Genomic DNA, 21900 nt, shown 5'->3' with positions numbered 1-21900 from the left:
GGTGTCTGCCGAGACCGGTTAGCGGCTTACAACAACGATTGCGCGGTAATCCCGTTTGACACCAGGTAGCGCTTCAGCTTGACGAGAGCCTCGTTTTGAACCTGCCTGACGCGCTCGCGCGTCAACTCCAGTCGCTGGCTCAGCACCTCCATGGTTTCGGGCTCCAGATCATGCAAGCCAAATCTTGCTTCCAGTACCTCTTTTTCACGACTGGATAAAAGCCCAATCCATTGCGCCAGTAGATGCTCCACTTCATGTGCCTGCACCAGGGATGAAGGCTCCTGACTGGCATCACCTGCCAAAGTGTCACCGAGACTTTCTCCGGCGCCAGCCACGTCCAGGACAACGTCCAGAGATTTTGGGCCATCCGCCAATGTGAGCAACGTGGCCACTTCAGCGGCGTCCCGGCCCAACAAAGCGACAATGTCCAACGCCTGAACACCACCTGGGCGGCTTTGATTGAATGTGGGGTCATTTTCCAGGGCACGACGTGCACCCAAAACTTGCTGCAAACCACGAACTACATTCACGGGCAGCCGCACGGCACGTCCATGATAAATCAGGGCACGCTCCACTGATTGTCGAATCCACCAGCTGGCATAGGTTGAGAAGCGAAAGCCGCGCTCTGGCTCGAACTTGTCGATGGCATGCATGAGGCCTAGGTTCCCCTCCTCAATCAGGTCAGGCAGTGGTACACCCCGGCCAGAATAAGGCTTGGCAATGCTGACAACCAAACGCAAATTGTGTTCAATCATGCTCTGGCGGGCCTCAAAGTCACGGGCGCGGGCCTGAGTTTCAAACAAGAATTCTTGTTCAGGCGTAAAAAGCGCGGTATGCCTCACATTGCGCAGATAGGCCGACAGGGAGTCACCCGACTCCTTGCTCGGCAGGGCCGCATCTTCTGGCTCAATGCAGGGGTGTGAAGCAGGGGGTGCTATCAATTCAGAATCGCCTCCCACTGGAAAATCAATGGCCAGAACCTTTTTTCCCTTTGAAATGATCGCTCCGTATTGGCGAGTGCATTCTGCTAAGCCACTGCCGGAACGATTTTTCATACCGTTACAAGTTAACGGGCGGGAAGATATTTCGCTGGATCTACCGGCTTGCCCTGCCGGCGAACCTCGAAATGAAGTTTGACTCGATCAGCGTCGCTATTGCCCATTTCAGCAATTTTTTGGCCCTTGCGAACCGCTTGGTCTTCGATAACCAAGAGCGATTTGTTGTGGGCATAGGCCGTCAAGTAGGTGTTGTTGTGCTTCAAGATGATCAAATTGCCATAGCCGCGCAGGCCCGCACCGACATAGACCACCCGACCATCGGCGGCGGCAACGATGGCGTCACCGACGGAGCCACCAATGTCCAAACCTTTGTTCTTGACTTCGTCAAAGCCGGCCAGCACAGAGCCGCTGGTTGGCCAGATCCAGGCGATTTCGTCGTCACCGCCGCTCGCTTGCACCGGTGACACCGTGGTTGACGATGGCGGCGACGCGTTACCCGTGGGCGTGACCGTGGCTTGAGTCACCGGTTGGGTGACCACGCCGGTCGCCGTCGTCACTGGGGCCATCGCCACTGGAGGCGTCGACGACGCAACCGGAGGGACGACACGCAGGACCTGCCCCACTTCAATTTTGTGAGGGTTCTCGACGCCACTCCAGCGCGCGATGTCCTTAGCCGTTTGCCCCGTTTCCAAGCCAATGCGGGTCATCGTATCGCCTGGCTTCACTGTGTAGTAGCCAGGCTTGCCGGCATTCTCAAAGCCTGGAGGCTGCTTGACCAACGGTGTATTGGGGTCCATCAGGACCGGAATCGAACCGGCCGTTGTCGCGCCCCGATCGACCACCGGCGCGCGATTGAGCGGCGTTGAACTGCATCCCACCAACAAACCACCAACGACCAACAAGGCAAGCACCGAACTCACGCGACCACTCATAGCAAACATAGACATCCCTTCATGCAACACCCGATTTTAAAGGGACAAAGTTAACCACCTCCAGCACCGTCTGACGAACCCCTTGCGCGGTCTTGTCGATCACCATCAAGGCCTGTTTTGCCACACCGGAGCCCGATACAGCGACCGGTGCCACCAACCGGCCACCAACAGCCAATTGATCGATCCACGCTTGAGGCACCGCCTCACCACCTGCCGCTGCAATAATGCCGGCGTAGGGCGCCCCTTTGGCGTAGCCCAGCATGCCGTCGCCAAACAAGAGGTGAAGGTTGGCAATACGAAAATAGCGCAAGTTTTCCCGCGCCTTGTCATGCAGACCTCTCAGCCTCTCGATGCTGTAAACCTCGTCCGCCAAATGGCTCAACACTGCAGCCTGATACCCACACCCAGTGCCAATTTCAAGGACGCGGCCCAACTTGCCCGACTGGCCATTGCGCAACAACTCCCCCATACGCGACACCACGCTGGGCTTTGAAATGGTTTGACCCAACCCAATCGGTAAACTGGTGTCCTCATAGGCCTGGTTACCCAGTGCACTGTCCACAAACCGATGCCGCTCGACCGCACGCATCGCAGCGATCACTGCCATATCACTCAACCCCTGAGCTATCAACCGACTCACCATGTGAGAACGCGGCGAACTGGAGCCTATCGCTTCAGAGTTGAGCGGGATCCGCACAGAGGGCGGAGAAGGCGCCAAGGCCAATGGACGGCTGGACAAAGTGTCCGGGCGGTTTGGCACAGGCTTGCCACCCGAAAAATCCAGTCGAGCGGGAAAAGTCGGGCGTTCTTTCATGAGTCTCTCAGTTCGGTTGATCCGGCGCTGCAGCGCCCTGATCCTGCTCCGCCAATCGGGAGGCGGTTTGTGCCCAATAACCCAAATGATGGTGGTCAGTCAAATCCACTTTTAGCGGGGTCATGGACACAAAGCCCTGGGACGTCGCGTGAAAATCGGTGCCTTCTGCGTCGTCCATGGCGGCTCCTGCCGCGCCAATCCAGTACATGGTCTCGCCGCGCGGACTCACCTGTTTGATCACAGCTTCAGCCGCGTGACGGCGACCCAATCGACACAACTTTATGTGCCCAATTTCGTCAAAGGGTCGGTTGGGAATATTGACGTTCAGCAACCAAGGTTTGGTGCCCACCAACTTTTGACGTGACATTTGAAGCACCAATTCCCGCGCCTTGCGGGCGGCCGACTCCAAGTGCACCCAATCTCGCTCAACTTGAGAGAACGCGATGGCGGGAATTCCAAAAAGATAACCCTCCATGGCGGCACCCACCGTGCCCGAGTAAATGGTGTCATCCCCCATGTTGGCCCCGTTGTTGATCCCTGAAACAATCAAATCAGGGCGGTAGTCCAACAGGCCACTCAACGCAATGTGAACGCAGTCAGCCGGTGTGCCATTGACGTACCGAAAGCCATTGCTGGCATGGTGGACGTACAGTGGCGAGTGCAGGGTGAGTGCATTGGATTTGGCGCTGTTATTCTGCTCAGGGGCGACAACTTCAACGTCTGCCACGTCTCGCAAGGCCTCATACAAAGCCACGATACCGGGCGCCTGATACCCGTCGTCATTGGAAATTAAGATTTTCATGGTGAACTCGTTTGATCGCGAATTGTAGGGGGCACCCCGTTCCTGCCATTGACGGTCCCGCCAGTGACATTGAGCACCCTCACCTGCCCCTATCATTTCAGATTACTTTTGGAGACTTCCCTCATGCATGCTTGGCTCTGTGAAAACCCTGTTGGCGTTGACGCCCTCACCTGGACTGAAATGCCCACGCCACAACCCAAAGTCGGTGAGGTACTCATCGAAATCAAGGCCGCCAGCCTCAATTTCCCCGATCTCCTGATCGTTCAGAACAAGTATCAAATCAAGCCCCCACTGCCTTTTGTGCCCGGTTCGGAATACGCTGGCACAGTCGTCGCCGTTGGCGAAGGCGTGACCCACCTGAAGGCAGGCCAACCTGTGGCCTGCCTCTCCGGCACTGGTGGCTTTGGTACACACACGCTGGCGCCAGCGGCCCTTTGCATGGCACTGCCTGACAAATTCCCGTTTGTCGATGCTGCCGCCTTCATCATGATCTACGCCACATCGCATCACGCTTTGATCGACCGGGCACAGCTGAAAGCCGGTGAAACAGTGCTGATTCTTGGCGCCGCCGGAGGGGTTGGCACAGCTGCTATTCAAATTGCAAAGGCAGTGGGCGCCAAAGTCATTGCGGCTGCATCGACCGATGAGAAATGCACGCTGTGCAAATCTGCCGGCGCAGACGCCACCATCAACTACAGCACGGAGAACTTGAAAGACGCCGTTCGCGCCCTGACGGATGGCAAAGGCGCCGACGTCATCTACGACCCCGTGGGCGGTGACTTCACCGAGCCCGCATTTCGCACCATTGCTTGGCGGGGCCGGTATTTGGTGGTCGGATTTGCGTCTGGCCCCATTCCCTCATTGCCACTCAACTTGCCACTTTTGAAAGGGGCCTCTGTCATTGGCGTCTTTTGGGGAGACTTTGCAAAGAAAGAGCCTAAAGCCAATGCAGCCATGATGATGGAGCTGGCTCAGTGGTACGGTCAAGGCAAGATCAAACCAATCATCGATCGCACGATGCCCATGGCAGACTTGAAGGCAGCCTACGCCCACATGGGCTCGCGGGGCGTGATGGGGAAATTGGTAATGGTCAACTAGCCGCATCGGTTTGGGCGTCAGTAGCGACCCCATCAAACGAGGCCGACCATACGCGGCCTTGTTTTTTTGGGCCTTATCCAAATTTAAGATTGATGCTGAAATAGAAAAACCCCAAGCGATTGACTCGCTTGGGGTTTTAACTTGGCGGAATCGGAGAGATTCGAACTCTCGATGAGGCTCTACACCCCATACTCCCTTAGCAGGGGAGCACCTTCGGCCACTCGGTCACGATTCCTAATTAGCATGCATCTATTATGTCACGACTCTGGATCAATTTTGTACCGGGGCCTGGTCCAAATCAAAAGCTTTGTGCAAAGCACGCACGGCCAGTTCCATGTACTTCTCATCAATGACGACAGAAGTTTTGATCTCGCTGGTTGAAATCATCTGGATATTGATGCCTTCTTCGCTCAAAACGCGGAACATCTTGCTGGCCACGCCGACATGGCTACGCATGCCGATGCCAACGATGGAGACCTTGCAAATCTTTGCGTCGCCAACCACTTCTTCAGCGCCCAAGCTTGGCAACACGACGTCGTTCAGCAAATCGACGGTTTTAGCGAAATCACCGCGATTCACAGTGAAGCTGAAGTCGGTTTTCCCGTCTTTGCTCAAGTTCTGAATGATGACATCGACTTCAATATTGGCATCTGCCACGGCGCCCAGGATTTGATAAGCAATACCCGGCTTGTCGGGCACGCCCAGCACGGAAACTTTGGCTTCATCGCGGTTAAAAGCGATTCCGGAAACAAGTGCTTGTTCCATGTGTTCATCTTCCTCAAAAGTAATCAGAGTGCCGGATGCGGCTTCCTCGTTGATGTCAATATCCCAATCGGTAAAACTGCTCAATACGCGCAGCTTGACCTTGTATTTTCCGGCAAACTCAACGGAGCGAATCTGCAGCACTTTGGAGCCCATGGAGGCCATCTCCAGCATTTCTTCAAAGCTGACCGTTTTCAAGCGGCGAGCGTCGGCCACGACGCGGGGGTCGGTGGTGTAGACACCATCCACGTCAGTGAAGATCAAACACTCTTCGGCCTTCATGGCGGCGGCCACGGCAACGGCAGAGGTGTCTGAGCCGCCCCGACCCAATGTCGTGATGTTGCCCTGCTCGTCAAGGCCCTGAAAGCCAGTCACGATAACCACACGACCTGCATCCAAGTCGGCACGTACACGGGTGTCGTCGATCGACTCAATGCGCGCCTTGGTGTAGGCACTATTGGTGCGAATAGGAACTTGCCACCCGGCGTAGCTGACAGACTCCATGCCCTCTGCCTGCAGTGCAATGGCCAACAAAGCGCTGGACGCCTGCTCGCCGGTCGACGCCAGCATGTCGAGCTCCCGGCTATAGGAATCGGTTGCTTTGGAGGGCGCCAATTCTTTGGCCAAACCCAACAACCGGTTGGTTTCACCGCTCATTGCGGAGGGAACAACCACCATTTGGTGGCCAGCGCGAGCCCATTTAGCGACCCGTTTGGCAACATTGCGAATGCGTTCCGTGGAACCCATCGATGTGCCGCCGTATTTGTGAACAATCAGTGCCATTGGTAAATTTAAAGTACGATTTTTCAGAGCAAAACTCTGGGATTGTACCAATGCAGAACAGTGCCTCGCCTTTCCACAAACCCGGCGCCCACCTTGATACGAATTTGGTGCCCCCGTGTCACACAGCGTGCGATCTGGCGCTGCAATTCGTCCAATTGGGCCGCACTGGGAACAGAGTCAAAAGCAAATGCCAACCAATGCCGAAGCACATTGGCTTGCCGGTGTTGGCTCAATTGTTGTAATTTTTTAATCACGGGTGGCGAACCTACACCGACCAAATCCTGTTCGGCCACCTCCTCCAAAATGGCCTGCGCCTGTGCAATATGCACCGCGCTGCGAGTGAATGTGTCGCGAAACTGGGGAAATGTGGCATGCAGAACGGGCAACAAGCGGGCGCGAATTCGGTTGCGCGTGAAACTCTCGTCGGTGTTGGTCGGATCTTCGACGAAATTGACGCTACGCGACGCCAGCCACTCCCTGATATCGGCGCCACCCACCTTGAGCAGTGGTCGATAAAAGGTCAGGCCGTTGCGAACCCAGCGACCGGCCATGCCACTGAGCCCCGGCAAGCCGCTTCCCCGACTCATCGCCAGCAAAATGGTTTCAACCTGATCATCAGCATGCTGCGCAACAGCTATGCTTTTTATAGTACTTTCTGCACACTCATCAAAGGCCAGAGCCTGAATTGCACCATAGCGCGCACGACGAGCAGCATCTTCCGGGCTTTGCCCCGCTGTGGCACGGGCATTCACTCGCTTGACCGTTAAGGGCACAGCCAAGTGGGTGCAAAACAATCGGCAATTTGCCTCGAATTCGTCAGCGGCGGACTGCAACCCATGATGGATGTGGATTGCATGCACCTGACCCGGCCACTTTTCAGCACAGGCGAGCAGCAAGGCGGTGGAGTCAGCGCCGCCACTGTAGGCAACAGCCAACGGCAGTTCAGGCTGAAAGGCCGCGAGCGCACTCGCAAGAGGTACGGTCACTCGCTAAGCGCGCCAATTACTTGGCTACATCCTTGGTATCAGTGAATCGGCCATAACTTTGCAGGCGCTCGTAGCGGCGATCCAGCAATTCGCTGACCTTGAGATCGCTGACCTGACGGAATGCGTCGTTCAGCGCCCGCTTCAGAAAGGCCGCCATTTGTTTATGGTCACGGTGTGCACCGCCGACCGGCTCGTTGACGATTTTATCGACCAGTCCCAGTGCCTTCAGACGGTGAGCAGTAATGCCCAAGGCGTCTGCGGCCTCCTTGGCCTTGTCAGATGTCTTCCACAAGATGGAGGCGCAGCCCTCTGGGCTGATCACCGAGTAAATCGAGTATTGAAGCATCAGCACCTGATCACCCACCGAGATAGCCAAGGCGCCGCCTGAGCCACCTTCGCCAATGATGGTGGTGATGATGGGCACTTCCAGCTGAGCCATTTCAAAAATGTTGCGCCCAATGGCTTCGGACTGGCCACGCTCTTCCGCGTCAATGCCGGGATAGGCGCCGGGTGTGTCGACAAAAGTGAACACTGGCAGTTTGAATTTCTCGGCCGTCTTCATCAGGCGCAAGGCCTTGCGGTACCCCTCTGGCTTGCTCATGCCAAAGTTGCGCAAACCGCGCTCCTTGGTGTCGCGCCCTTTTTGCTGACCAATCACCATGCAGGGAGTGCCATTGAAGCGAGCCAGACCACCCACAATGCTCAGGTCATCCGAGAAATGCCGGTCACCATGCAGTTCAACGAAATGCGTGAACACCTCGTTCACGTAGTCCAACGTGTAGGGGCGCTCGGCATGACGGGCAATTTTGGTGATTTGCCAAGGGGTCAGATCGCTGTAAATGTCTTTCGTCAGCTGTTGGCTTTTCTTGGTCAACTGATCGATCTCGGACGAGATATCAACGGCTGATTCAATCTGAACATAGCGCAACTCTTCAATTTTGTTTTCAAGATCGGCGACTGCCTGCTCGAAATCGAGGAATGTTTTTTTGGCCACGGTTTGTCCTTAGTCCTATAGTTTTTTGCTGACGGCGATTGCTGCACCATAACGGTCACGGCAACTTTCGCATCGTCTCAATATGCCACCGGCAACGGATCCAGCGAGCGCCAAATATACCAAGTCGCCACACTGCAATACGGCGCCCAGGCGGCGGCCACCTCCCGCGCGTCACTTCGACTCACCACATCACCTGAAAAATAGCTTTGGCTGATGCCTTTTATCAGGCCGACGTCATCAAGAGGCAATACATTGGGGCGCATCATGTGAAAGATCAGAAACATCTCGGCGGTCCAACGACCAATGCCCCGAATCGCGACCAGCTCGTCAATGATGGCCTCGTCATTCATGGCTTCCCACGCCTGCACATGCAAAGCGCCATTGTCAAAATGCAGTGCCAAGTCCACCAGGTACTCTACCTTGCGTGCGCTCAACCCGGCACCACGCATATCGTCCACCTTCAGTTTAAGCACATTACCCGGGGTAATCTGGGTCGGCAAAACCGCAAATCGGTCCCACACTGCCTGGGCTGCTTTGACTGAGATTTGCTGGCCCACAATGCTGCGCGCCAAAGTCACGAACGCATCTCCACGGGTTTGCAGACAGGCGCCGCCAAACTGTGGAATCAATCGCTTCATGACCCGGTCCTTTTTGACCAGATGCTTACAGGCCTCTGCCCAATAGGAGGGAGTTGCGGCGTCAGTCGCTACACTTTTAATAGCTACCATTGCTTCCCCAATAGGCGGCACAAGCTGATTTCATTCAAAGATCTTTTCACGCCACCTCCCAGGTCGTCCCGGTGGGCGAGTCTTTCAAGACAACGCCATTGCTTAACAAGTGCTGGCGAATCCGATCGGCTTCGGCAAAGTCTTTGGCGGCTTTGGCCTGCGCCCGGTCCGCAATCATTGACACGATCAGTGCCTCATCAACGCCAACACCCGCCGTCAAGAAGGCATTCGGATCCCCCTGAAGCAACCCGAGGCACGCGCCCAGTGCCTTCAGCAGCCCAGCCAAGGACGCAGACTTCGATCGATTGACCTCAGATGCCAAATCAAACAACACAGCCACTGCTTCGGGCGTCCCGAAGTCGTTATCCATGGCTGCTTTGAATCGCTTGGCGAACGGATCGGCCCAATCAACGGCGTCCACAGGAGCCGCCGACACCAGTTGCAAAGCGGTGTACATCCGCTTGAGCGAACTGCGGGCATCGTCAAGATGGACATCGCTGTAGTTCAGGGCAGTCCGATAGTGGGTACGCACCAAAAAGAAGCGAACAGTTTCAGCGTCAAACTTGTTCAAGACCTCACGAATGGTGAAGAAATTGCCCAAACTTTTTGACATCTTTTCGTTGTCAACGCGAACGAAACCGTTGTGCATCCAGAACCTGGCCATGGTTTTCCCATTGGCCCCTTCGCTCTGTGCAATTTCGTTCTCATGGTGGGGAAACTGCAAATCAGCTCCGCCGCCATGAATATCAAACGTCTCACCCAAAGTCTCGCAGCTCATGGCTGAGCACTCAATATGCCAACCTGGGCGCCCTATACCGTAGTCAAATCCCGCCGCCTGACTGTCCCACTTGGCGTCGTCTGGCTCCGATGGCTTGGCTGCCTTCCACAAAACGAAGTCCAACGGGTCTTCTTTGCCATCCTGAACTGCCACTCGCTCGCCGGCGCGCAACTCGTCCAAGGATTTGCCTGACAAACGGCCATAACCGGGAAACTTGCGGACCGAGAAGTTCACATCACCACTCTCGGCCTTGTAGGCCAAGCCTTTGGCTTCCAGCTGACTGATCAGGCTTAGCATTTTGGGGACGTATTCAGTCGCTCGCGGCTCAATCGAGGGAGGCTCAATGCCCAAGCGGGCGATGTCGCCATGCATGGCCACGATCATTTCGTCAGTCAACGCTCGAATGGTGATGCCCCGCTCTAGTGCTCTTTTGATGATCTTGTCGTCAATATCAGTGATATTGCGCACGTAAGTCACCCGGTAGTCACTGCTTTTCAACCACCGCTGAGCCACATCAAAGGCCATCATCATCCGGGCGTGGCCAATGTGGCAAAGGTCATAAATCGTCATGCCACAGACGTACATGCGGACATGGCCCGGCTCCAATGGCGAAAACGGCTCTAGGGCACGCGACAGCGTGTTGTATATGTGCAGACTCATGAGTATTTAGAACACCGCGATCGGGTAAACCGCCGTGCAACGGTCTTGGCAAGGACCGGGGATAAATGGGGAATTGCCGAGGGTGCCGCCAAACACCCTTGAACTACAATCCACATCAGTATATAGCCGTGCCAGCCCAGAGAGGTGACATGACTACAGCACTCAGCAGGAATCAAAAATCTCAATGAACTACGCTCGCTCCCCCCTCTTCACGGCCCTGCGCGTCGCGGCTTTGGTGGCTGCATTTGCCGCGGCCAGCGCATCCGCAGACGAATATGGCGATGTCGGTCAACTGGTTCGATCCGGCAAATTCCCCGAGGCAATGACCAAAGCTGACGCTTACCTGGCCGGCAAGCCCAATGACCCGCAAATGCGGTTCCTGAAGGGTGTAATTTTGCGCAATACCGGCAAGCACCCTGAAGCCATCGCCACCTTCACCAAGTTGACCGAAGACTTCCCCGAGTTGCCTGAGCCTTACAACAATTTGGCGGTTTTGTACGCATCACAAAACCAATTCGACAAGGCGCGTACAGCCCTTGAGATGGCTATACGGACCAACCCCAGCTACGCCACTGCCCACGAAAACCTGGGGGATGTGTATGCACGACTGGCAAGTCAAGCCTATAACAAAGCTTTGCAGCTTGATGGTGCCAACTCGGCGGTGCCCCCAAAGTTGGCCAGCATTCGTGAGGTCTTCAAGCCCAACCTGAGTAATCCAAAACCTGGTGCAACGCCTACGCCGGCCGCTCCTGCGGCCGCCCCGACACCACCCGTCGCTGCGGCACCGGTCGCCGCGACGCCACCAGTTCCGGCCATTAAACCGGCGACGCCGAATCCGACGCCTGTGGCCACGAACAACGACTCCAAGGAAATTGAAGCGGCTGTTGCCAAATGGGCGAAAGCTTGGGCTGATCAAGACATGGCGGGCTACCTGGCCGCCTATGGCAAAAATTTCGACACCCCGGGAAAACAGTCGCGTAGTGCATGGGAGGGTGAGCGCCGTAGTCGAATTGTCGGCAAATCCAGCATTGAGGTGACGCAGTCCGATCTGACGGTTTCCGTGAATGGATCTACAGCAACTGCCCGTTTCTACCAAGCCTACCGCGCTGGGTCATTTGCCGTGGCCAGCCGCAAGACATTGGAAATGTCAAAGGTCCGTGATCAGTGGTTGATTGTCAAAGAGACGACAGGCAACTGATGATCCGTGTGTTGGTTCAGCCGGCGCTGCCGGCTGTAGCGCTTTGCTGCCCCGGTTAACGTGTGCATGAAACAGCAATTACTCTCTCTCCTGCTAGCCCTGAGTTTGACACTGGCCGCAACGACCCATGCCAGCCCGCGGGGAATACCTCGCTCCAAGCAACCCGCGTCCAACTCCTCAGAACCTGTTGTGAAGGCTGGAGTGGCGGAGTCTCGACTGATTGAGATCTACAAGCTTATTGCCGGGTCGCAAAGCCGCGAAGCTTTGAACAAGGCCGAGCTGTTGGTGCGGGACTACCCCACCTTTCAGCTCGCCCACCTGGTTTACGGTGACTTGCTCGCTGCCCGAACCCAGCCTGTCAAGGTGCTGGGCGACGTCCCGGATGACTTACTGAAGGCCGGCATCTCGACACTCAATGAGTTGCGCGACGAATCCGCCATGCGTTTGAAGGCATTACGCGAGCGCCCTCCTGCCGGAGCGATTCCGTCTCAGTTCATTTCTCTCTCACCCCGCAACAAACACGCCATCGCAGTGGACACCTCGCGTTCGCGCCTGTACTTATTCAGAAACGGGCCCAATGGATTGACACTGGAAGCCGATTACTACATCTCAGTGGGTAAATTCGGTGTGGAGAAGTCGACTGAAGGGGATGCGCGGACGCCTTTGGGCGTGTATTTCATTACCAGCAATTTGGACCCCTCCGCGCTCGGAGACATTTACGGAACTGGCGCCCTGCCCCTGAACTACCCCAATGAGCTCGACAACAAGCGTGGAAAAACGGGCAGTGGCATATGGCTTCACGGCACACCGTCTGCCCAGTTTTCGCGCGCACCATTGGCAACGGATGGCTGTGTGGCCATTGCCAACCCGGACCTGAACGACATCATTCGCGCCGTTGAAATTCGGACCACGCCGGTCGTGATCGCCAAGGATCTGAAATGGGTGGCCCCCATGAGCGTTCGTGCGGACAGCAAACCCTTTGAAGATGCTTTGGCCGCATGGCAGCAAGCCAAGTCCAGCGGCAATCTGAACCAGGTGCTGACCTTTTACAGCACCGATTTCAAAAGCAACGGCCGCACGCTAACCGAATGGTCACCCAACCTGCGCCGTGAACTGGACAAAAATCGCGGACGAGCGATTCAACTCAAAGATCTTTCTTTCCTGCGATGGACCGACACCAGCGACACCATGGTGGTTACCTTTGGTGAAGTCACGGACGGCACGCGAAGTGGCCCCACTAAGCGCCAATATTGGTCACGCAACGGCTCGCAGTGGAAAATTTTCTACGAAGGCATTATTGGATGATTTACAAGACTTTTCGAACTATTGCGCCCGTCATTGTTGCGGGAACTGCTCTACTTTCAATAGCGAGTTCAGCCTTTGCAGAGGATGCACCAAAGGTCAAGTTTGCCACCACGGCGGGTGAATTTGTGGTCGAGGTGTACCCCGACAAAGCACCAAAGACAGTGGAGAACTTCCTGCAATACGTCAAAGACAAGCACTACGACGGCACTATTTTTCACCGTGTGATTGAAAATTTCATGGTTCAAGGCGGTGGTTTTGACGGCAAATACGTTCAAAAAAAGGTTCGTCCACCCGTGGTTCACGAAGGGCGTGAGGCGCTGGCCAAAGGCGGCGCCAAAAACGTCGTGGGCACACTCGCCATGGCTCGCACCAACGACCCACAGTCCGCAACCGCCCAGTTTTTCATTAACGTGAAAGACAATGCGTTTCTGGACCCAACCCCTATTCCACCGGGTGATCCGGTTCCCCGGTTTGAATACCAGGGACAAGTCTACGAAAATACTCCACGCTCGAATTTGGTCAATGCCCCCCAGCTTTTTGGCTACACGGTGTTTGGCAAAGTAGTCAGCGGCATGGACGTGATTCAAAAAATCAAATCCATCCCTACTGGTGCGGGCGGCCCGTTTCCGACGGATGTTCCCAAGACACCCATTTTTATTAACTCTGCAACCCTGGTGAAATAAATCATGAGCAACCCTAAAGTCGAACTCCACATTACCAACTATGGCGTCATCACGCTTGAACTGGACCAAGAGAAAGCCCCTAAATCCGTCGCCAACTTCCTGAGCTACGTGAACAAAGGCCATTACAACAACACCATTTTTCACCGTGTCATCCCCGGCTTCATGGTTCAAGGCGGCGGCATGGAGCCCGGCATGAAAGAGAAGAAAGGCGACAAGCCAATCGACAACGAAGCCAACAATGGTTTGAAAAATGCGATGTACACCGTTGCCATGGCTCGCACCGGCGACCCCCACTCTGCAACCGCCCAGTTCTTCGTCAATGTGGCTGACAACGGGTTTCTGAACCACACCGCGATCTCAGCCCAAGGCTGGGGTTACGCCGTGTTTGGGAAAGTTGTCTCGGGCACCGAAGTCGTGGACAAAATCAAGGCTGTCAAAACCAGCCGCAAGGGTTACCACGACGATGTCCCAGTGGAAGACGTTGTGATGGAAAAGGCCGTCGCCCTCTAAGATGGCCCAGCATCAGCCAGGGAATTCGACGCCAAGCTTGGTGCCCCCCTGGTCGGTGCTGAGGGCGCCAGCCAACTGGCGCCGAATTGACTTCATCTCCGACCTGCACCTGCAGGCCAGCGAGATCACCACCTTCGAGCTGTGGCGCAACTACCTGCAGCGCACGCAAGCCGATGCAATCTTCATTTTGGGTGATTTGTTTGAGGTTTGGGTCGGTGACGACGTGGCGCACCCGCCATCAGGTTTATCCGAACCCGTCGGCTTTGAGTTCAGTTGCGCCCAAGCTCTGAAAGATGCAGCACAACGCCATGACATCTTTTTCATGCACGGCAACCGTGATTTCTTGCTGGGTGAAACGTTTGCAAACAGTTGTGGCATGGCATTGCTGACAGACCCTACCCTTTTGGAGTTTGGTAGTGAGCGCTGGCTGCTTTCCCATGGCGATGCCTTGTGCCTGGACGACACCGAGTACATGAGGTTTCGCGCTGAAGTGCGCACTAGTGCCTGGCAGGCTCAGTTTCTAAGCCAAGATTTGGCCCAGCGGCAAGCCGTGGCCCGTGCCCTGCGAGACAACAGCGAATCACGGAAACGAAGCGGTGTGACCTATGCCGACCTGGATGTCGCGGCCACAGTCGATTGGTTGGCGGCCACACAGTCCCACACCTTGATTCACGGCCACACCCACAAACCTGCCGATCACGTCTTGCCCGAAGGCAGGCGTCGCGTGGTTCTGAGTGACTGGGATGCAGAGGCTCAGCCTGTTCGGGCTGAGGTACTGCGTTTGAGTTTGGACGGGGCTCACCGGCCCTCGATGCAACGCCTGACGGTGTCGCAAGCCAGCCAATAGCGCTACCTTTGGAAGGCCGTCTCCGGGCGGAAACGGATAGCCTCTCTATCCTGATCGACCCTCGCTCTGCCAACGCTTGCCAGCAGAGCGCCAGGGCGTCAAGGCTTCAGCAAGACCTTCAACACATTTTGCAGACGGCGCGCGTTGGCCGCGTCAAATGCACTGGCCAACACGGTCGACGCATCCTGGCTCCAAGTTTGCACCGGTGCCGGGTCATTGCGCTTGGTCAGCAACTGAAGCTGCAACATGCGGCGGGCGCTCAAGTGCTCGGCAGGTGTTGGTGTCTCAGCCGCCATCTCCAAACGCAGCAAGGCCGTCGCCGCATCACCCGCAGGGGCTTGTGCCAAGGCTTTTGTCCAGGCACTGCGTGCAGCCGCATTCACCCGGCTGCCCAGTTCTTGGGCAGAGGGTACCTGCTCAACATCACGGTTCTCCCAAGCGCCCAGCAAGTGCGTCAATGCCTCGCCATGGGCTTGTGCCGCCAGTTTGCGCAGTGCGAATTGAGCTTGTTCCAGCGCATCGCGTTGGGCACGGAAGGCCGTGTCACCCAAACGGGGCGCATCCGACCAATTGCTGTCACGGCCATCACGGCGTGGGCCGCGGTCATCCGTACGACCGGAAAACTTGGCATCGCGAGGACCCCGATTGCCATCTCGGCCACCGTCTTTTCGATCACCAAACTTGCCACCGCGACCAGGGATGGCCGGCTCTTCCTTCTTCATGCCAGGACGGTCATCACCTCGGACAGCCACCACCCGCTTCGGAGGCGCTGGGGTCGCAACCACAGGGGTTTCGATCTCCGGCGCGGCAGACTCAGCGGCTTCGTCAGACGCCTCATTCGCTGGCTCTTCCGACTCCGAATTTGCTCCAGTTTCAGTAGCTACTTGTGTAGTCTCCGCTTGAGCAGAAGGCGAACTTGATGTTTCATCTTGTGCTTGTACGTCGGCCTTGGCTTGCGCCTGTCCGCGCAGTGCAGCGTCCAGGTCATTCATGGCTTGACGAATCGCCTGAGCATCGCCAGACGCGTTGGCTTGCTGCAGCGCTTTGGCAGCGTCCAGCACCACTTTATCGCGCTCACCCAAGGCCTCAGCGGCCTTTTCACGCTCAATCGTCTTGCGATTGAATGCTTCATCAATGGGCTTGCGGAAGGCATCCCACAATTTCTGCTCCTGGCGACGGTCGATAGGCACGCCATGGGCTTCCGCCTGCCAACGCTGCTGCAAGGCTTTGACAGCATCCACCCGCAATTCAGGCTGTGCACCCAGCAGTTTGGCCTCATCGATCATGGCGTGGCGATGCGTCAGGCTCAGTTTCTGCAGGGCTTCCAGCGGTGCCGCGGCTGCATTGATGGCAGCCTTCCATTGCGGCAGCAATTCTGCAAATGCTTTTTCGCCCACATGGCCGCATTCACGCCAGCGGTCACCAAACTGATGCAGGATGCGGTTGAAGCCTTTCCAGTCATCGTCCAGCGCGGTCGTGTTGGCTTCAGCCCAAGCCTTGACCTCCTCGATCAACGCCAGTCGATGAGCACGGTGCTCAGCCGACTCGGTCTTGACCTTTTCCAGCCAGACTTCAACAACCTTGTGGGCCTCATTGCAGGCATCGTCAAATTTCTTCCAAAGGCCGTGATTAGGGACGCCACCTTGGTCGGTTTGTCTCCACTGATCACGCAAAGTGCGCAGGCTTTCCTGCATCTTTCGTCCGCCCACGGCCTGACCGTCGGGGCGTTTAAGCAAGCCCTCGGCTTTGGCCACCAGATCTTCTCGCACCTGATCGGCGCTCCAACGCTGCCACCCCTCCAGCTCACCAGCAGCTGCCAGTGCCGCGTGGGCTTGGTTCTCGAGCTTGTCGTCAATGATCTTGCCAAATTCCTTTAGCGCGTTGCGCAGCGCTGCCGCCGCACCTGCACTGGCTTTTCCGTGCCCTTCAGCAACTTCCTGCTCCACTTTTGAGAGCGCCTCACGCACAGAAGACGTTGCCTTGGCCTTGATTTCCGGGTCCAACTTCTTTTTGAGTGGCTTGGCCGCCTCCAGTGGAATACCACGCTGAACGCGCAATTCATCGGCCCAAACTGGCACGGGTGGCAATGCAGCGGACGCATCGTCAGACGCCGTGGCGGCCTGGGTCAACGCACTGTTGAATGCATCCCACACCACCAAGAGCTGCGCCTTGGAGGCATCTAACAACGGGGGGAACTTGGCGTCAACACTGGGCCAATTGCTGTCGCTCAACAAGGCCTCAGCCTGTGATTGCCAGTTGTCAACATCACCGCTCAAAGCAGGTAATACGCCCTGCGCATCACGCCAAGACTTGGTCGACAGGACTTCAATACGCTGGGCCAATAGCACCGCAGCCTCGCGCTGCACCTGTACCCGGTGCTGCAGATCTTCCACACCCTTGACGCGGTCAGCCAACTGCCCTTTCAGGGTAGACAGAGGCTCTTTGCTTAGTGGCGCACCTGCTTTGGCGGCATCTCGCTGCCACGCCAACGCGTCGGCAATATTGAGTTTAGTGGCGGCAACCAAGGTCTGCGCCTTGTCAGCCCACTCTTGAGCAATGGATTCTTGATTTTTGCTGCGCTTGATTTCGTCCAGCTTTTCACGCAACAACTTGGCCGCGCCCTTGTCTTTGACGCTGAGCTCTTTGAAAACCGCTTGTATTTGATCCGCAGCAGGCTCGCTGGCCATCCATTCACGAATTCGTGTCATGCGCTCGCCAGAGGTTTGAGCGGAAAACGCGCCGCCCGTCAGAGCATCCAGTGGGTGAACTTCAGCGGATTTCGCAGGGGTAGCGGTCACCTCTGGGGTGGAGGCAGCTTTATTGAGAGAAGTGAAAGGAAACATGAATCGCAGACGCAAAAATAAAAACACCCGTCACATTAAAAACGGGGCAGAACCGCTATTTTCGCCGCTAAATGCAACGAAAGGAAGGACTCGACCCATCATCTTTTGGCAGGGCACGCAATGGCTGTGCGCCAAATGCCTGGCAAAACTCCCTTTGACGACATCCCACACGACGAAAACGTCACCCCATCAACGGTGTCAACACTGCGGTTTGAGGGCCAATGGAAGGCTAAAACGACGTCCAGTCATCACTCGAGGTGGAGCCGGCTGCGTCCTTCTTGACCACAGCGGGCGCCGGCTCGCCGGATGGATGGGCACTCGATTTTCGGGCAGCAGCATCCTTTGCAACTCCACCGCCCCGACGGTCGGCACCTTTGAAAGGCGTTGCATTGACCTGGTGTGAGCGCACCGCCGCTGGCAACGCTGCGCGCCCCGGCGTATCTGTGCCCAACTTGAAAACAGCGACTACTTGGACCAATTCATTGGCCTGCGACCGGAGACTGCTGGCCGCAGCCGCCATTTCTTCGACCAACGCTGCATTTTGCTGGGTTGACTGATCCATCTGCGTCACAGCCTCCCCCACTTGGGCGACGCCCATGGCCTGCTCACGACTCGCCGAACTGATTTCACCCATGATGTCAGTGACTCGGCGAATGCTGCTCACCACCTCCGTCATCGTCGCCGCCGCTTGGTCAACAAGAGCAGAACCCTGTTCGACCCGCTCTACGCTGGCAACGATTAGCGCCTTAATCTCTTTCGCCGCATCGGCAGAACGTCCCGCCAAATTACGGACCTCGGACGCCACCACCGCAAAACCCCGACCCTGCTCCCGAGGGTGTCCCGAATTTTGTGTAAACGGCGGTTAAGTTAGACGCGCGGCATGCGCTCGTCAAACTGAATGGTAAAGCGGTTCAGAGCAGCCTTCCAATCCCGAATCGGCATCGTCCATTTCTGGCTGATGTTGTTCAGTGCCAGATAGAACAGCTTGAACACTGCGTCCTCAGATGGGAACGAGCCGCGGGTCTTGGTTATTTTGCGCAGGCTCATGTTCACGGACTCAATGGCGTTGGTCGTGTAAATCACTTTTCGGATGTCTGGCGGGTATTCAAAGAACGGTATCAAGTGTGTCCAGTTGCGCCGCCAGGAGCGCGAGGGTGTCCCGAATTTTGTGTAAACGGCGGTTAAGTTAGACGCGCGGCATGCGCTCGTCAAGCTGAATGGTAAAGCGGTTCAGAGCAGCCTTCCAATCCCGAATCGGCATCGTCCATTTCTGGCTGATGTTGTTCAGTGCCAGATAGAACAGCTTGAACACTGCGTCCTCAGTTGGGAACGAGCCGCGGGTCTTGGTTATTTTGCGCAGGCTCATGTTCACGGACTCAATGGCGTTGGTCGTGTAAATCACTTTTCGGATGTCTGGCGGGTATTCAAAGAACGGTATCAAGCGTGTCCAGTTGCGCCGCCAGGAGCGCCCAATCGGAGCGAAGGAATCGTCCCATTTGACCTCGAATGCCGTGAGTTGTCGCTCAGCTTCGGATTCAGTGGGCGCAGCGTAAATCAGCCGCAAATCCGCGGCGACTTCCTTGCGCTGTTTCCACCCCACGAAGTTCAGGCTGTGACGCACCATGTGAACAATGCAAAGCTGCACCGTCGCCTTGGGGAAGACTGCCTCAATGGCGTCAGGGAAACCTTTGAGCCCATCTACGCAGGCGATAAAGATGTCAGCCACGCCCCGATTCTTCAGTTCAGTCACCACCTGCAGCCAGAACTTGGCCCCTTCGGTTTGGGCCATCCACAGGCCCAGTACCTCTTTGAGGCCGTCCAGGTTGACGCCAATGGCCAAGTACAGGGCCTTGACCCGCACAGTACCGTTGTCGCGCACCTTGACGTGAATGCAGTCCATGTAGACGATGGGGTACAGCGCCTCCAAGGGGCGCGACTGCCAGGCTTTGACCTCGTCCATGACGGCGTCGGTCACGGATGAAATCAGGGTAGGAGACACTTCGGCGCCGTACATCTCCTGCAGATGGCCTTGAATCTCGCGTACCGTCATGCCTCGGGCATACAGCGACAGTATCTTGTCGTCAAAGCCGCTCCAGCGGGTCTGGTGTTTGCCAATCAGTTGGGGCTCGAAGGTGCCGGCGCGGTCACGGGGGATTTCTATGGGTAGCTGGCCAAAATCGCCTTTGAGCGTTTTCTTGCTGCACCCGTTGCGGGTGTTGCCCGCTTCATTGGCAACCAACTGGTTCTTGCCGTGACCCAGGTGGCCGGTCAATTCGGCTTGCAAAGCTCGCTCGACCAAGGCTTTGGTGAGCTGCGTCAAGAGGCCATTCTGGCCAATCAGGTCTTCGGGCTTTTTGTAGTCGGCCAACAGGGCGTCAATCAGCTCGGCGGGTAAGGGTTTCATCTCTACGGTCATCTCGGCTCCATGCAAGACAGCAGTTTCCTGCCAAATAACCGTTTACACAAAACTTCTTACACCCTCCTGCTCCCCGGCCCTAGCCGCCTCGACAGCTGCATTGAGCGCCAATATGTTGGTCTGGAAGGCAATTCCATCAATGACGCTGATGATGTCTGATATCTTGCGAGAGCTGTCATTGATGCCCTTCATGGTCTCAACCACCTGGTCCACAACTTCACCGCCCCGAATAGCCACGGTGCTTGCACGCATGGCCAGCTGATTTGCACTCTCGGCATTCTGTTTGACGGTCGAACTCAACTCCTCCATGGAAGCCCCTGTTTCCTGCAAGGCGCTGGCCTGGCTTTCGGTGCGCGAGGATAGGTCTTGATTGCCCTGTGCGATCTCGGTGCTGGCAATCGCAACAGAATCCGCACTTTGCCGAACCTGCTTCAAAACTGCATGTGTCTTTTCTACAAACTGGTTAAAACCAGATCCGATCATCGCCAGCTCGTCGCTGCCTTGGGCCTCAACGCGAAGGGTCAAGTCACCATCACCCGATCCAATGTCTTGCATGGCATCTCGGAGCACGCTTAAACGCCGCATCACCTTGGTAAGCAATGCGCCGATGACCAGCACAGCAATCAGCGCAACGGCAACGCTTCCCAAGAGAGATGACCACATCATTGCGGTAATGCCACTCATCGCTTCCTCACGATTCAATGCGATGACCAAAGACCAATCTGTGCCAGGAATGGGTTCGACATGAATTAATCGCTCATCACTGCCAATCGTCACCTGAGTCAACGAACCGCTACCGCTCATCGTGGAAATTGCGCCAGAAGACAAGGCGGGCACTACTTCACTTAAAGGCTTGAGGAGCATGGCCGCGTCCTCATGAACCAGGATTTTTCCAGCCTTTGAGACAATAAAACCGTAAGTCCCGGGAGTCGGGCGAATCGAGGCAATGCTACGAACCACACTGTCCATGAACACGTCGGCCGCCGTCACCGCCTTGACTTGGCCGCCCTGTTTAACCGCCGAAGCAAAGGTAATCACCAGCTTTTGGGAGCCAGCATCGACATACGGCTCCGTCACCACTGATTGGGCGGCAATCGCGGCCTGTTGATACCAGGGGCGGGAGGTTGGGTCGTAATCTGCTGGCAAATTTTGAGGACTTGAGAATGCCGTTCTCTTGTATGCGTAACCGATGTAAACCGTGTCGACGTCGCCGGCAACCTTGGCCTTCTTCAAATAAGGCAGCGGATCTGCTTCATCAGCTGCAGCAGCAACAGACCTGACAAGCAAGTGTCGGGTCAAAAGCCAGTCCCCAACGCCAGCAGCATGCGAGTACGCCAAAGCCTTAACTTGACTACCCAAGGAATTGAGCGCGTTGCTTCGGGCAGTTAACACATTGGTCAGCGAAAGCGCCAGCAACCCTATCAGCACCATGACACCCGTGGTGGCAATGATTTTTCCGCTAAGTGAGGTTGGCAGAGCTGTTTTCATAGAACCCATCCAAGGTTGGCTTTGTCTATGCGAGGTTTCAATCGACGCAGCCATCGTAAGTGCTTTTTCTGCCGAAATCCAGCCACATCACCCCAGCGCACGCTCAAACGGCGCATTACCAAAAGTTATGTACTTGACAATTGATATGCATTCGTTATAATAGGTTTGATCAAATATAATTTTTGACGACATTTACGTTGACGTTGCGCCATCCAATTTAGACGGATACGATAACTTCGAATGCCCAATTTTGGGGGCAAATTGCTGCGTCGCCC

At 56.1% G+C, this 21900-nt stretch carries 18 protein-coding genes, 1 tRNA gene and 2 pseudogenes; 6 read left to right on the top strand and 15 right to left on the bottom strand.

Translation table 11 applies throughout. The features are described from left to right. Positions 1-26: 26 nt before the first annotated feature. The 4 genes from J8G15_RS02120 to surE form a co-directional block, all read right to left on the bottom strand. Positions 27-941, bottom strand: a complete 915-nt coding sequence (locus tag J8G15_RS02120) for a sigma-70 family RNA polymerase sigma factor (protein ID WP_370627471.1) — start codon at positions 939-941, stop codon at positions 27-29. 125 nt (positions 942-1066) lie between these two features. Continuing rightward, complete coding sequence (locus J8G15_RS02115) at positions 1067-1939, bottom strand: peptidoglycan DD-metalloendopeptidase family protein (RefSeq protein WP_210545748.1); 873 nt, start codon at positions 1937-1939, stop codon at positions 1067-1069. Between the two features lie 10 nt (positions 1940-1949). Further along, complete coding sequence (locus tag J8G15_RS02110) at positions 1950-2744, bottom strand: protein-L-isoaspartate(D-aspartate) O-methyltransferase (protein ID WP_210545746.1); 795 nt, start codon at positions 2742-2744, stop codon at positions 1950-1952. A gap of 7 nt (positions 2745-2751) precedes the next feature. Then, positions 2752-3546 carry a 5'/3'-nucleotidase SurE gene (gene surE, locus J8G15_RS02105; protein WP_210545744.1) on the bottom strand — a complete coding sequence of 265 codons (795 nt, stop codon included), beginning with the start codon at positions 3544-3546 and terminating at the stop codon, positions 2752-2754. Between the two features lie 123 nt (positions 3547-3669). Here surE and J8G15_RS02100 point away from each other — a divergent pair, with 123 nt between their 5' ends. Further along, complete coding sequence (locus J8G15_RS02100) at positions 3670-4644, top strand: NADPH:quinone oxidoreductase family protein (RefSeq protein ID WP_210545742.1); 975 nt, start codon at positions 3670-3672, stop codon at positions 4642-4644. A 142-nt stretch (positions 4645-4786) separates the two neighbouring features. On the opposite strand, the gene J8G15_RS02095 is transcribed toward J8G15_RS02100, so the two are convergent. The 6 genes from J8G15_RS02095 to cysS all read right to left on the bottom strand — a co-directional run bounded on the left by J8G15_RS02095 (position 4787) and on the right by cysS (position 10335). Then, positions 4787-4879, bottom strand: a tRNA-Ser gene (locus J8G15_RS02095). A 35-nt stretch (positions 4880-4914) separates the two neighbouring features. Then, positions 4915-6189, bottom strand: a complete 1275-nt coding sequence (locus tag J8G15_RS02090; protein ID WP_210545740.1) for an aspartate kinase — start codon at positions 6187-6189, stop codon at positions 4915-4917. Between the two features lie 23 nt (positions 6190-6212). Further along, positions 6213-7175 carry a tRNA lysidine(34) synthetase TilS gene (tilS, locus tag J8G15_RS02085; RefSeq protein WP_210545737.1) on the bottom strand — a complete coding sequence of 321 codons (963 nt, stop codon included), beginning with the start codon at positions 7173-7175 and terminating at the stop codon, positions 6213-6215. Positions 7176-7191: 16 nt separating this feature from the next. Beyond that, the gene (locus tag J8G15_RS02080; RefSeq protein WP_210545735.1) at positions 7192-8169 is read right to left on the bottom strand and encodes an acetyl-CoA carboxylase carboxyltransferase subunit alpha; all 978 of its coding nucleotides are present in this window, start codon (positions 8167-8169) and stop codon (positions 7192-7194) included. A 77-nt stretch (positions 8170-8246) separates the two neighbouring features. Then, positions 8247-8897, bottom strand: a complete 651-nt coding sequence (locus tag J8G15_RS02075) for a DNA-3-methyladenine glycosylase (protein WP_210545733.1) — start codon at positions 8895-8897, stop codon at positions 8247-8249. Between the two features lie 46 nt (positions 8898-8943). Further along, positions 8944-10335, bottom strand: a complete 1392-nt coding sequence (gene cysS, locus J8G15_RS02070) for a cysteine--tRNA ligase (RefSeq protein ID WP_210545730.1) — start codon at positions 10333-10335, stop codon at positions 8944-8946. A 184-nt stretch (positions 10336-10519) separates the two neighbouring features. On the opposite strand from cysS, the gene J8G15_RS02065 reads away from it, so the two are divergent. The 5 genes from J8G15_RS02065 to J8G15_RS02045 all read left to right on the top strand — a co-directional run bounded on the left by J8G15_RS02065 (position 10520) and on the right by J8G15_RS02045 (position 14878). Next, on the top strand, positions 10520-11533 hold the full coding sequence (locus J8G15_RS02065) for a tetratricopeptide repeat protein (RefSeq protein WP_210545728.1): 1014 nt from the start codon (positions 10520-10522) through the stop codon (positions 11531-11533). 66 nt (positions 11534-11599) lie between these two features. Beyond that, positions 11600-12838 (top strand): murein L,D-transpeptidase family protein, encoded by a 1239-nt coding sequence (locus J8G15_RS02060; protein WP_210545727.1) that lies wholly within the window; start codon positions 11600-11602, stop codon positions 12836-12838. After that, positions 12835-13521, top strand: coding sequence for a peptidylprolyl isomerase (locus J8G15_RS02055; protein ID WP_210545725.1), 687 nt, complete (start codon positions 12835-12837; stop codon positions 13519-13521). Before J8G15_RS02060 ends, J8G15_RS02055 begins: the two co-directional genes overlap by 4 nt. A 3-nt stretch (positions 13522-13524) precedes the next feature. Further along, positions 13525-14031, top strand: a complete 507-nt coding sequence (locus J8G15_RS02050) for a peptidylprolyl isomerase (protein ID WP_210545723.1) — start codon at positions 13525-13527, stop codon at positions 14029-14031. A 1-nt stretch (position 14032) separates the two neighbouring features. Then, a complete protein-coding gene (locus J8G15_RS02045) occupies positions 14033-14878 on the top strand; it encodes a UDP-2,3-diacylglucosamine diphosphatase (protein ID WP_210545721.1) in 846 nt (281 codons plus the stop codon). A gap of 98 nt (positions 14879-14976) precedes the next feature. Here the strand turns inward: J8G15_RS02045 and J8G15_RS02040 are convergent, their stop codons facing one another. The 5 genes and pseudogenes from J8G15_RS02040 to J8G15_RS21910 form a co-directional block, all read right to left on the bottom strand. Further along, positions 14977-17721 carry a DUF349 domain-containing protein gene (locus J8G15_RS02040; protein ID WP_210545719.1) on the bottom strand — a complete coding sequence of 915 codons (2745 nt, stop codon included), beginning with the start codon at positions 17719-17721 and terminating at the stop codon, positions 14977-14979. A gap of 229 nt (positions 17722-17950) precedes the next feature. Further along, a pseudogene (locus J8G15_RS02035) lies at positions 17951-18550 on the bottom strand (methyl-accepting chemotaxis protein); the annotation flags it as partial. Between the two features lie 38 nt (positions 18551-18588). Further along, a pseudogene (locus J8G15_RS02030) lies at positions 18589-18873 on the bottom strand (transposase); the annotation flags it as partial. Between the two features lie 34 nt (positions 18874-18907). Then, the gene (locus J8G15_RS02025; protein ID WP_210545717.1) at positions 18908-20137 is read right to left on the bottom strand and encodes an IS256 family transposase; all 1230 of its coding nucleotides are present in this window, start codon (positions 20135-20137) and stop codon (positions 18908-18910) included. A 42-nt stretch (positions 20138-20179) separates the two neighbouring features. Continuing rightward, positions 20180-21679: a methyl-accepting chemotaxis protein gene (locus J8G15_RS21910; protein WP_304621853.1), complete on the bottom strand. Its 1500-nt coding sequence runs from the start codon at positions 21677-21679 to the stop codon at positions 20180-20182. Between the last annotated feature and the right edge of the window lie 221 nt (positions 21680-21900).

Origin of the sequence: Rhodoferax sp. PAMC 29310 (assembly GCF_017948265.1) — a bacterium.
Lineage (GTDB): Bacteria > Pseudomonadota > Gammaproteobacteria > Burkholderiales > Burkholderiaceae_C > Rhodoferax.
The sequence above is the reverse complement of the archived record's forward strand: the minus strand, read 5'-3'. Positions and strand labels throughout refer to the sequence as shown.

Excerpts from the sequence above, each read along its gene's own strand:
- J8G15_RS02115 (WP_210545748.1), bottom strand. The coding sequence starts at position 1,939 with ATGTTTGCTATGAGTGGTCGCGTGAGTTCGGTGCTTGCCTTGTTGGTC.
- J8G15_RS02110 (WP_210545746.1), bottom strand. The coding sequence starts at position 2,744 with ATGAAAGAACGCCCGACTTTTCCCGCTCGACTGGATTTTTCGGGTGGC.
- surE (WP_210545744.1), bottom strand. The coding sequence starts at position 3,546 with ATGAAAATCTTAATTTCCAATGACGACGGGTATCAGGCGCCCGGTATC.
- J8G15_RS02100 (WP_210545742.1), top strand. The coding sequence starts at position 3,670 with ATGCATGCTTGGCTCTGTGAAAACCCTGTTGGCGTTGACGCCCTCACC.
- J8G15_RS02090 (WP_210545740.1), bottom strand. The coding sequence starts at position 6,189 with ATGGCACTGATTGTTCACAAATACGGCGGCACATCGATGGGTTCCACG.
- J8G15_RS02075 (WP_210545733.1), bottom strand. The coding sequence starts at position 8,897 with ATGGTAGCTATTAAAAGTGTAGCGACTGACGCCGCAACTCCCTCCTAT.
- cysS (WP_210545730.1), bottom strand. The coding sequence starts at position 10,335 with ATGAGTCTGCACATATACAACACGCTGTCGCGTGCCCTAGAGCCGTTT.
- J8G15_RS02065 (WP_210545728.1), top strand. The coding sequence starts at position 10,520 with ATGAACTACGCTCGCTCCCCCCTCTTCACGGCCCTGCGCGTCGCGGCT.
- J8G15_RS02060 (WP_210545727.1), top strand. The coding sequence starts at position 11,600 with ATGAAACAGCAATTACTCTCTCTCCTGCTAGCCCTGAGTTTGACACTG.
- J8G15_RS02055 (WP_210545725.1), top strand. The coding sequence starts at position 12,835 with ATGATTTACAAGACTTTTCGAACTATTGCGCCCGTCATTGTTGCGGGA.
- J8G15_RS02050 (WP_210545723.1), top strand. The coding sequence starts at position 13,525 with ATGAGCAACCCTAAAGTCGAACTCCACATTACCAACTATGGCGTCATC.
- J8G15_RS02045 (WP_210545721.1), top strand. The coding sequence starts at position 14,033 with ATGGCCCAGCATCAGCCAGGGAATTCGACGCCAAGCTTGGTGCCCCCC.
- J8G15_RS02040 (WP_210545719.1), bottom strand. The coding sequence starts at position 17,721 with ATGTTTCCTTTCACTTCTCTCAATAAAGCTGCCTCCACCCCAGAGGTG.
- J8G15_RS02025 (WP_210545717.1), bottom strand. The coding sequence starts at position 20,137 with ATGACCGTAGAGATGAAACCCTTACCCGCCGAGCTGATTGACGCCCTG.
- J8G15_RS21910 (WP_304621853.1), bottom strand. The coding sequence starts at position 21,679 with ATGGCTGCGTCGATTGAAACCTCGCATAGACAAAGCCAACCTTGGATG.